10 protein-coding genes and 1 pseudogene are annotated in these 10,503 nt (G+C 59.7%); 6 read left to right on the plus strand and 5 right to left on the minus strand.

Annotated elements, in window-relative coordinates; genetic code table 11:
- Positions 1-8: 8 nt before the first annotated feature.
- The 4 genes from AS156_RS32665 to AS156_RS32680 all read left to right on the plus strand — a co-directional run bounded on the left by AS156_RS32665 (position 9) and on the right by AS156_RS32680 (position 4,823).
- Entirely contained in the window at positions 9-1,418 is a 1,410-nt protein-coding gene (locus AS156_RS32665) for a hypothetical protein (protein WP_066513483.1), read from the plus strand.
- 65 nt (positions 1,419-1,483) lie between these two features.
- A complete protein-coding gene (locus AS156_RS32670; protein WP_136626552.1) occupies positions 1,484-2,056 on the plus strand; it encodes a hypothetical protein in 573 nt (190 codons plus the stop codon).
- 4 nt (positions 2,057-2,060) lie between these two features.
- Positions 2,061-4,535, plus strand: a complete 2,475-nt coding sequence (locus AS156_RS32675; RefSeq protein ID WP_066513488.1) for a pyruvate, phosphate dikinase — start codon at positions 2,061-2,063, stop codon at positions 4,533-4,535.
- A gap of 3 nt (positions 4,536-4,538) precedes the next feature.
- A complete protein-coding gene (locus AS156_RS32680; RefSeq protein WP_066513489.1) occupies positions 4,539-4,823 on the plus strand; it encodes a BMC domain-containing protein in 285 nt (94 codons plus the stop codon).
- 36 nt (positions 4,824-4,859) lie between these two features.
- On the opposite strand, the pseudogene AS156_RS43595 reads toward AS156_RS32680, so the two are convergent.
- From AS156_RS43595 to AS156_RS32695, 3 genes and pseudogenes are all read right to left on the minus strand, one after another.
- Positions 4,860-5,236 (minus strand): annotated as a pseudogene (locus AS156_RS43595) (IS5 family transposase); the annotation flags it as partial.
- Positions 5,237-5,587: 351 nt separating this feature from the next.
- On the minus strand, positions 5,588-6,340 hold the full coding sequence (locus AS156_RS32690) for an SDR family NAD(P)-dependent oxidoreductase (RefSeq protein WP_066513491.1): 753 nt from the start codon (positions 6,338-6,340) through the stop codon (positions 5,588-5,590).
- A complete protein-coding gene (locus tag AS156_RS32695; RefSeq protein ID WP_136626553.1) occupies positions 6,337-6,564 on the minus strand; it encodes a hypothetical protein in 228 nt (75 codons plus the stop codon). The genes AS156_RS32690 and AS156_RS32695 overlap by 4 nt, the downstream gene beginning before the upstream one ends.
- A 168-nt stretch (positions 6,565-6,732) precedes the next feature.
- On the opposite strand from AS156_RS32695, the gene AS156_RS32700 reads away from it, so the two are divergent.
- Positions 6,733-7,389 carry a GntR family transcriptional regulator gene (locus AS156_RS32700; RefSeq protein ID WP_283807957.1) on the plus strand — a complete coding sequence of 219 codons (657 nt, stop codon included), beginning with the start codon at positions 6,733-6,735 and terminating at the stop codon, positions 7,387-7,389.
- A gap of 151 nt (positions 7,390-7,540) precedes the next feature.
- Here AS156_RS32700 and AS156_RS32705 read toward each other — a convergent pair whose 3' ends face one another.
- The gene (locus tag AS156_RS32705) at positions 7,541-8,200 is read right to left on the minus strand and encodes an HAD family hydrolase (protein ID WP_066513494.1); all 660 of its coding nucleotides are present in this window, start codon (positions 8,198-8,200) and stop codon (positions 7,541-7,543) included.
- 36 nt (positions 8,201-8,236) lie between these two features.
- Complete coding sequence (locus tag AS156_RS32710) at positions 8,237-9,721, minus strand: aldehyde dehydrogenase family protein (RefSeq protein WP_066513495.1); 1,485 nt, start codon at positions 9,719-9,721, stop codon at positions 8,237-8,239.
- A 99-nt stretch (positions 9,722-9,820) separates the two neighbouring features.
- Between AS156_RS32710 and AS156_RS32715 the strand changes: the two genes are divergently transcribed.
- A partial coding sequence (locus AS156_RS32715; protein ID WP_082747860.1) for an alpha/beta hydrolase occupies positions 9,821-10,503 on the plus strand: 683 nt, incomplete at its 3' end.

A 10,503-nucleotide genomic window follows, 5' to 3' on the forward strand; every position in this document is an offset into this window, starting at 1 on the left:
GGAAACCGATGTCTACCTATAAGGACCGTTACAAGTCTGCGGACGACGGTATGCGTTTTCAGGATCTCGTCTACCAGGGCAATTTCAAGGGCATGGATCCCGTGCCCGATGGCATCTTGGGCGACAAGGTCTTGCGCCAGCGCGCCAAGAGCAAAGTTCTGGAAAAAGTCAGCAAGGAAGATGTGCTCCGCGATCAATTCACTGTCGCCGAGCTGAACGACCTCAACAACTATCTGGCCTGGAACATCTGGGACGTGCTGGTGATGCGCGCGACCGAAGGCGTGTCAGGCATGATCCCGCGCCAGGAATACGAGATCCTCGCCTTCATGCACGAGTTCTATCGCTGGCCGGAAATCCTCGAGATGACGACCAACGAAGTCGGCGCTCAAGGCATCATCGACATCGGGGCGTCGGCGCGGCGGGAGATCGGCACCAAGGTGAATTGTGTTCACGACTGGTGCATCGGCGCCGTCGGCTTCGGCATGGGACGTTGTGGACTGCTGGCGCTCGAAGCCATCCAGCCGCAGGACTATGTGCGCGAGAGCAATATCATTCTCAAGTTCATGCAGCGCGTTCTTTGGGGTAAGCGGCAGGACGGCTACATCCTCAACTCACAGGACCGCTATCGTTGCAAGATCCATGAAAAGGACATCCTCGACAAGCTGGTCGGTCAAGTCGAATACTTCGAGCCGGGCAGCGAGAAGCATGACTCGCTGGTCCGTTTCAATGCTGCCGCCGAGCTTCTATCGTTCCTCGATCATTATGATTGCCGGCTGGGTCTGGGCGACACCGGGCCTTACGAGCTGCCGGACGGCAAGATCATGATCATTCGCGATCTCTTTACCAACGAGGAGGTCTACGATTGGAGCGATGTTTGCGACCACGAGAACGTGCCCCACTGCTACACGCTGTGCCTCGTGATCGATCCCGAGAAGATGAATCTCTCGGAGATCCGGGTGAATGACATTTCGACCACCTTCACGCGGCCAAAGAACTACATCGAGCACATTGTCGGCGGCGCGGTCTTCGTGCGCGAGAAGTGGAATACGCCGATGGGCGAGGTTTACCAGGTCAAGATATCAGAGCTGGACAAGCGGCTCGAAGGGATCCAGCAAGCGACCTTCAAGCTGTACACCAAGTTTTCGCGGATGTCGCGGCGCACTCTTATCACCAACGGCATGTATGTGTACTATATCGACATGATCCTGCCGCATCTGCGACTTGCCGGCACCTACGAAAAGGCCTGCAAGGACTACGAGTTCTGGGAGATCGATCAACGCGTTTCCAACTATTACTATGACATCGTCAAGCGTGGCTTTGCTCAAGCCACGGTCCCGCAAAAGATATTCTCGGGCGAAGGCTATCTCCCGTTCCCCGAGGATGTGAGCCTCAATCGGTCGAAATACTATTGGAAGTAGTGACCACCATGACTGGCCGGGCGCCGCTTCTGCGGCGCCCGGCCCCTGCATCGATTGGACGGACGATGACAGCCTTAAGTGAAGATGAATTTCTCGTGCTCAACGGCGCCCATCTTAAAAAGATGGCATCGGCAAAGGAGCTGGCGCGCGCTGTTGGCGTCGATGCCGCCCTGGCGCAAGCCGTGCTCGACGCGGCGGCGGAGAAGGGGCTGCTCATGGTGGCGGAAGGCAAGTATCTCCTCTTGCCGGACGGCACGAATGCCGTGCACAAATTTTACAGTGCTGCCTACGGACCTCTTCGCTCAAATGAGTCGGTTCTGGCGTGGTACGAACGTTTCGAAGTGATCAACGATCAGTTCATCAAACAGGTCAGCGAATGGCAGTCGACGGATGGCGATGATCGCATCCAGGGGCGGCTCATCAAGACGGTGGAACGGTTGACCAAGAATATTCAAGAACTGACGCCGTTGATCCCGCGCTACAACATCTACGTCGATCGCTTCGGCACGAGCGTCGCGCTCGTCGACCAGGGCGAGAAAGATTATGTGTGCAAGCCAACGCTCGATTCAGTTCACAACGTCTGGTTCGAATTTCACGAAGATATTCTGTCCGTGATCGGTCGGCCTCGGGACACGTGAACACATGCAGATGACGATCATGGGCAACAGTTTCGTTCGTGAAGTGACGGATTGCGACGTCGAAGACGCGCTGCGGTTTGGCGGTAAAGCAAGTGGTCTCGCCAAAATGGCGCGCGCCGGAATCCCGATTCCTCCAGCCTTTGTCATTGGTGTCGACGGCTTCCATGAATTCCGAGCGAATGGTGGCAAGGTCGGTGAGGCTCTTCTCGCCCAAGTGCACGAGGCGATCGATAGGCTTGAAACACAGTCCGGCCGCCTGTTCGGCGACAAGGACCGTCCGCTGCTGGTTTCGGTGCGATCGGGCGCCGCCGTAAGCATGCCTGGCATGATGGATACGGTCCTCAATCTCGGCCTGACGTCGGCGTCCGCGCTGATCCTGGCGGACGGTGTCGGCGGGAGCGATTTTGCGCTGGATACATGGCTGCGCTTTTGGCGCATGTTCAGCGACATCGTTCTAGGGCTCGACCCGTCTGAACTCATGAGCGCCATTAAGGCCCCCGAGGCTGCGGCGCGGAAGGAGCGCAATCAGGCAACGTTCGGTGCGCTGGAGTGTGCGATCGTCGCCCATATTGAAGGGCAAGGTGAGCAGGTGAGCGCCGATCCGGCCGGCCAGCTCAAGCAGGCCATCGAGGCGGTTTTTCGATCGTGGGACAGCGCGCGCGCCAAAGCCTATCGCAAGCATCACGGCATCTCGGACGATTTGGGAACAGCGGTCACCGTTCAAGCGATGGTGTTCGGAAACGCAGATGAGAATTCCGGTTCGGGCGTTGCGTTCACCCGAAACCCAAATGACGGCCGGAGAGCGCTTTACGGCGAGTACCTGATTGGTCGGCAAGGAGAGGATCTCGTCTCCGGAACGCATACGCCCATCGACCTGTCCGATTCCAAAGCGCTCGATCCCGTGCTCCGGCAGGCGTTTGAAAAGCACAGCAAGACGCTTGAAGCTCTTTATCTTGATGCGGTTGATATTGAGTTCACGGTCGAGGCTGGAAAGCTCTATTTTCTCCAAGTCCGGCCCGCCAAGCGGACGGCTACTGCGGCGATCAAGATTGCCGAGGACCTGGTCGAAGAGGGTGCAATCACGAAGCAGGCTGCCCTGCGACGCGTCTCGATAGAGCAGGTGCGCAAAGTTTCGCGGCCCGCGTTCGACGAAGAGGAGGTGGCGCGCGCGGCCCTTCTAGCCCGAGGATTGGGATCTTCGCCTGGACATGCGAGCGGCGCTGCGGTTCTTGATGCCGATCGGGCGGCTGACCGGGCCCTGGCAGGTGAGAACGTCATTCTGCTGCGTCCCACGACGAGTCCTCAGGATATCCGGGGTATGCTTGCCGCGAACGGCATCATAACGGCTCGTGGTGGTGCCTTGAGCCATGCCGCGGTGGTGTCCCGTGCGCTCGATCGGCCCTGCATCGTCGGTTGCGATGCGATCAGCGTCGATCCTAATCGAAAGACGTTCACGATCGGAGGCGCGACATACCCTGAAGGGACGCAGATTTCGATGGATGGCGGCACCGGCATGGTCTTTGCGGGGGCTCTCCAATTAAAAGCTGCCGGAGCGGGTTTGCCATCCTTAAAGCGCTTGCTCGATTGGGCGGACGAAAAATCGCATGCGACAGTTTGGGTCTCGCCCAAGTCGAGCGAAGAGCTCGTCGAAGCGGCCAATGCCGGCGTGCGGACCGGCAATCTTGCAAGCGTCACGGACCTGATCATCGCCAAGGGGAGTGTCAGCCAGTTTGTCGAGCTCACCGCTGCGATCGGCCGTGTCGACGCACCACCAGGTCTGGGGGGTGATATTCGCTCGATCGTGCATGATGCGTGTGCTCCGGCACTGTTGAGCAATCCGCAAGCTCCGCTCTGGCTGCGTCTTCCACGGGTGAGTTCGGATCGGGCGCGCCGTTTGATCGACAATTGGGAGGAGTTGCCAGCAGGGTTTTTCCTTCCTCTGGGCTCGACGAGCTATCTTCAGGCCATGCTCGATGGAATCGCTGCCGCCGCTGGTGGCAAGGAAGCGGGCGTCCTCATCGGCGGCATATCATGTGTTGCGGAATTTGCTGCGTTTCAGCAAAAGGCGAGGACAGCAGGCCTTCAGGCCGGCGCCGTAATTAATAACGTTATGGCGCTCGACGACGTGCTGCGCTTCGTCGATTTGGGTTCGCCGATCTGGATCGATATCGCCGATATTGTCCGCACGGTTTGTGGCTTCCCGATTGAAGTGCAACAATCGCTGGACGTGCTTGATCAGTATGCGAAGGAAGAGTTGATTCCTGTCAATCCGTTCCGCAAACTGCCGATCTATGTAACCAATCTGCTGGCGGAGGCCGCATCCGCCGCGGATCGGGGCGCAGCTCTCGGGATTGAAGCCGGCGGTATCCCTCACGAAATGCTTGCCAAGCTTCACCGCATGGGTTTCCGCCGTTTTTCGGTACCGGTCGGACGGCGTGACGAACTTCGCTTTGTGCTCGGTCGTTCGGATAAGGAGTAAGTCATGGCATTGCAGGCACTCGGTTTCGTCGAGACGAGCGGACTGGTTGCGGCCATTCAGGCCGCCGACGCAATGGTCAAGGCGGCCAATGTAAGACTGGTAACGAAACAGCAGGCAGGCGGAGGGTTGATATCTATCGTCGTGCAGGGGGATGTGGGGGCGGTAAAGGCCGCTGTCGATGCAGGTGCTGCGGCCGCGCGACAGATCGGGAAAGTTGTGTCTGCGCATGTGATTCCACGACCTTACGATGGCATGGAAGATATCTTGGAGCGGCCGCCGGTCCGCTAAGCAGTGGGGACATTTGTCGCATCCGGCAATCTGGTACGTCTTTTCGAAGCGGGTGGCGACGCGACGAAACCGCTTGAGTTTGGAGAAGCAAGCATTCCACAAGATTGCGCCGGGCATAGAGATGCTTGTCGAAACGGATATCGGAGCGCGCGCGACAGGTTGTTCGGGATGGCGGCGAGCGTCGCTTTTGGCGGCGATGCTTTTGCGCAAATGATCGGCGTCATAGGCTGTGTTGACGATGACGACCTCGACAGCCAGTTCCTCGATCAATGCGGTGGCTTGCGGTGTATCGTCGTTCTGGCCTGCGGTGAGCGTGAAGCGGACAGGACATCCCAGGCCGCAAACTGCCATATGTATCGACTGGTCAGGCCGCCGCGCGAGCGGCCAAGCACCTGATCTTCAGACGCCTTTTTTCGCCTGATGCGGGCCCAATCCAGGATATCACCTCGAAACCGGGAAGACGCATGCCGTTCGGAGGATGGCCAAGGTTCCGCACTGGTTACACCGAGGCCTCGCAGCGTACCGGCGTTGATACCGTGACGCGCGACCGCGATGCTTTCGACGATCACGTCGATATGCTGCCAAGCAGGTCGATCAGAGTTTGCATACCGCCGCGTTACGGCAAATCGTCTTCTGCGGATACTGTTCGTCCACACCGGCGCCCGCGCCGAACGCCACCGCTAATAGGCACGCGCACAGCAAGCTTGCAAAGCATGAAACCTGCCCTCCAGGAGTTCGCTGTTCAGAGCTAGGATGCCGCGCTTCTAGAGATGGCGTCCGCCGTCGACCACGATCGTGGTCCCGGTGCTGACCTTCAGGTGTGTTGCACAGGCAAGGATCGCTGCGGCAACGTCATCCGGCTCAATGACGCGCTTGAGCGGCGTTGACAGTGCGCCGGCTTCCAGCGCTGCACGGTCGCGACCGGGGACGAAATCGGTCGCAACGGCGCCGGGCGATACGCTGAGAACGCGAATCTCAGGCCCGAGTGCTCGCCCGAGAGACATACTGATGTTGTCGAGTGCGGCCTTCGAAGCACAATAGGCCACACTGCTGCCTGAGGCTGTAAAGCCGGAAATCGACGACACATTGATGACCACGGCGTCGCCTGAGGCCCGCAATTGCGGGCGCAATGCTCGGATTGCGGAGTAGGGGCCGCGCACGTTGGCGATCAGGATTTGCTCGAACAATTCGTCGGTCAGTGTCTCCAGATCGTGGTGCGGAATTGCGCGTGTGAACCCGGCGGAGTTCACGAGGATGTCGAGTTTACCGCCTCGTCGGTCGATGCGCGCCGCAAGCGCCTTGAAGCTGGCAGGCTCTTCCAGCGCGAGGCGTGCCACCTCGTGGCGCCCCGTCGGCAGGCCGCGCAGCAGCGCCTGAGCGCGGTCCTCGCTATTGTGATAGCCGACGATCACGTCAGCTCCGGCGGCCGCAAGCCGCTTGACTGCTGCAGCGCCGATGCCGTTGCTGCCGCCGGTCACGACTGCAAGGCGGCCTCCTAGTGTTTCGATATCGCTCATTGGACAATCCTCATTCGAATCGCGATACGCCGGACTTCATCATCGGCGAAGGCGTCGCCCTTACACCCATAGATATTGACGCGCAGTGTGCAGTTGCTTTTGGTCTCGATCAGGCTGACTCGCTGGTCGAGACTCGCGGAAGCGTGGCAGAAGCGTCGATAATCGGAGTTGGTAATCTCCGCGGCCAGCGTATGGAGGACCCAACTCTTATTCCGCTCGGTCATGTTCGCCTCCGGCCACAGTGCGCGCGCGTCCATTGACGTCGATGGCGGTTCAATGAGGCGATACGTCCGCATGCACACTCCTTGCCTTGCCCTTTGTGCGTCCCCGCTCTTCCCTATAGACGAAAGCAAGTTTGTATGCAAACTTGCGTGCAAAATATGGTTGCCTTAATGTCTCCAACTGAGCTTCCACAATCTCGCCTGTCGAGCGACGTCTATAGTGCGTTGCGGCGACAGATCGTGACTGGCGAGCTGCGGCCCAATCAACCACTGATCGAGTTGGACCTGGCCGAGCGGCTACAAGTCAGCCGCACGCCGGTGCGGGAAAGTCTTCAGCGTCTGGCCCATGCGGGCCTCGTTGTGCCGCGCAAGCGCGGTTGGGCCGTGCGTGAGTTCACTCCGGATGAGATCAGACAGAACGCGGAATTGCGTATGGTACTCGAGGGCTATGCCGCAAGTCTTGCTGCGACGCGCGGCTCGCCGTCAGACATCGCTGCAATCGCCGCCATCCATGAGCGGCGGCTGAAATTGCGCAGTTCGGACGAAGAGATGCGGGTGAAGACAAATCGCGATTTCCACGATGCGATCATGTGCGCCTCAGGCAACGAGCGACTCACCGATGCGATCTATCATTCGGGGCAATTCTACTTCAATGCGCCGATCGCCCGCGCCACCACTGGCGAGGAATTGTCGTTCGGGAACGCGGATCACGCCCAGATCGTTGCGGCCATATTGAAGCGAGATGGTCCGGCCGCCGAACGAGCAATGCGTTCGCATATTCAGCGAACCTTCGCTGTGTTCTGGAAAGTCACCGGCCTCCACGTTTAACAGGGATGACCGTGCAGGCCGCTGCTCTTCCAAGCTCACAGCGCGTGCTTTAAATCCGCACAGGGATTGACCTTCCGCAAATTTCGGCGGGACGCGCGATCCAAAAGCTACGACGCCTAGCCTGTCGTTACCCGGCAAACGGTGCCTGAGCTTATGGGGCCATACTCTCGATGCCGAGTAGCCGCAAGGCTTCGACATAGCTATCTCGCGGGCGCGTCACGTCGAAAAAAACCGTGGTCATACCGAATGCTTCCGCGCCGAGGATATTTTTCTGCTGATCGTCGACGAAAATGCAATCTTCCGGGGCAAGCTTCAAGGCGTCTGTAACGAAGCCGTACGCGCGAGGATCAGGCTTCAGGATGCCGGTATAGGTCGCGTCCACGATCGTGTCGAACTTGTCGAGGAAGCCGAGCTTCTTGCGAAGCTCGGCACCATAGAAGAGGTCCAGTTCGTTCGACAGGATGGCAAGCTTTGCGCCCGCTTTATGGGCAGTTTCGATGGCATCTCGCGCCTCGGGACGAATGGCGGAATTGGGATCGGCACCGCGCACGCGCCCGACAAAGACCGAAAACTCGGTCCAGTTTTCACCCACAAGGGCCGCCGTCTCCTTCATCCGATACGTCCAGTAATCGCGCTCGCTGATTTTCCCGGCCTGCATGTTCCGCCAGACGGTGTCGTTTTCCGGATCGAACGGGCCGCGCCATTGAAGCGTGCCGGGCGCAAGCCCGAGCGCCTTTTCATTGTCGTCGTGCGTTTCGAACATGGTGCGCGAAATGACACCGCCGAAGTCGAGTACGAGCGCCTTGTTCATTGCGTCTCCGGAACCTGTACCATGAGGGACGTCGAATTAGAGCTTGATCCACGCGGTCTTTAGGTCGAGGAACTTATCGAAAGCGTGCAGCGATTTGTCATGTCCATTGCCCGACTGTTTCAAGCCACCGAGCGGCACCGTCAGATCCGCGCCTCCATACGTGTTCACATGTACGACGCCGGCATTGATGCCGCGGACCATGCGATGGGCGCGCGACAGGTTCGAGGTCCAGACCGCCGCGGCAAGCCCAAATTCAGTGCCGTTTGCAAGGGCAAGGGCCTCTTCCTCCGTGTCAAACGGGGTGACTGCGAGGACGGGCCCGAACACTTCTTCGCGCGCGAGCCGATCAGTGGCTTCCACGCCGGTGATGATGGTCGGCTCCATGAAGAACCCGCCGGTCTCCTCACGGATTCGTGCACCGCCGACGACAGTGCGGCCCAGACTGTGCGCCTCCTTGACGAAGCCGAGGTTGCGGTCGAGCTGCGCGGCGGACGTCACAGCACCCGCGCCCGTCCTGATGTCGAGCGGATCTCCCACGGCAATCCCTCGCATGGCCTTCGTCAGCTCGACGACAAAAGCGTCGTGGACGCTGCGTTCGACGAGCAACCGCGAACCTGCGATGCAGACCTGTCCGGAATTTCGGAAAATGCCACCTGCTGCAACCTTGGCCGCTTCGGCCAGGTTCGGAGCATCGGCAAAGACGACGTTGGGCGATTTGCCGCCGAGTTCGAGATAGACGCGCTTTAGGTTGGATCGGGCCGCGGCTTCCATCAGCCGCCGGCCGGTGGGGCCAGAGCCGGTGAATGTCAGTACATCGATGTCCATGCTTTCCGAAATCGCTGCGCCGACGACAGTGCCTTCTCCCGTCACGATATTGAGGACGCCGGCGGGCAAGCCTGCCTGAAGCCCGAGGTCGGCGATCTTGAGCAGTGTCAAAGAGGCAGACTCGGACGGCTTGACCACCATGGTGCAGCCTACAGCGAGCGCGGGCCCGATCTTCCATGCGCCGATCATCAGGGGGAAATTCCAGGGAAGAATTGCCCCGACAACGCCGACCGGCTCTCTATGCACCAGCGCAAGCGTTTCTGGTCCCGTGGGCGCTATCTCACCGTAAATCTTGTCGAGCGCCTCGGCATAGTAACGGATTGTTGCGGCAGCCGAGAGCGGCTCGGCTTTGTAGGCCATGGCGATCTCGGTGCCGTTGTCGCGCACGCCGAGAACAGCGATCTCCATGGCGTTGCGTTCGATAAGCTCCGCCCATTTGAGGAGAACCAGCTTGCGCGCCGCAGGCGGCAGCGACGACCAGCGACCGTCGGTGAAGGCTACGCGCGCCGCCTTGATTGCCGCATCGGCATCCTTACGGGTTCCCTTCGCGATCGTCGTGAGCACGCGCCCATCAAGTGGCGAGACGACATCCATCGTCGCACCGTCCGCAGCCTCGACCCAGCTCCCGTCGATCAGGAGGCGTCCGCGCTGAACAGCGGCGCTGCGGAATTCCTCCACCGTTGCCTGATCGAACATGTGCTGCTCCGTTAGCCTCCGCTTCTAGTAAATTGAGTTGACTTAGTCAACATAAGATTGCTAACGTTCGTCCCCTCAAAGCAAGGGTGGGACGGACGGATGACACTTGATCCTTTCCTGCAAGCCTATATTCGCAAGAAGGCGAGCGAGCCGCGCATCAGTGGGCTCGACGTGGCCGGCGCGCGTGCTTCGAAGGCGGGGTCACGGTTCCAGATCTGGCCTGGCGCCGGCCCTGTGACGGTTCGGGATGTTGACATTCCGATGGACTGGGGACGTTGCCGTGCACGCTTCTACTGGCCTCAAGGCAACGAAACGTTGCCGCTGGTCGTGTTTCTGCATGGCGGCGGCTTCGTTGTCTGCGATATCGAGACCCATGACGGATTTGCGCGCGGCATTAGCGGTGGCGCGCAGGTTGCCGTGCTTTCAGTGGATTATCGTCGCGCCCCCGAACACCCTTGCCCTGCCGGAGTGGATGACGCCGTCGCCAGTCTGAAATGGTCTATTTCCGAAGCGCGCGGACTGGGCATCGATCCCGCAAAGGTCTTTCTCGCCGGCGATAGCGCTGGCGGCAATCTCGCTGTTGCGGCAGCCCTGCGCCTGGTCGGAGAGAGCGGTATTCCTCCGCTTGCGGGTCAGGTCCTCTGCTATCCGGTCGTCGACGCGCCCGCGTCCGGCCATCGTTCCTACGACGATTTTGCCGAGGGCTTCGGGTTGACCCGGCAGGATATGGAGTGGTTCTGGGCACATTATGTGCAGGACAAAATTGGCCGCGAGGCCATGCC

Source organism: Bradyrhizobium macuxiense, assembly GCF_001542415.1.
Lineage (GTDB): Bacteria > Pseudomonadota > Alphaproteobacteria > Rhizobiales > Xanthobacteraceae > Bradyrhizobium > Bradyrhizobium macuxiense.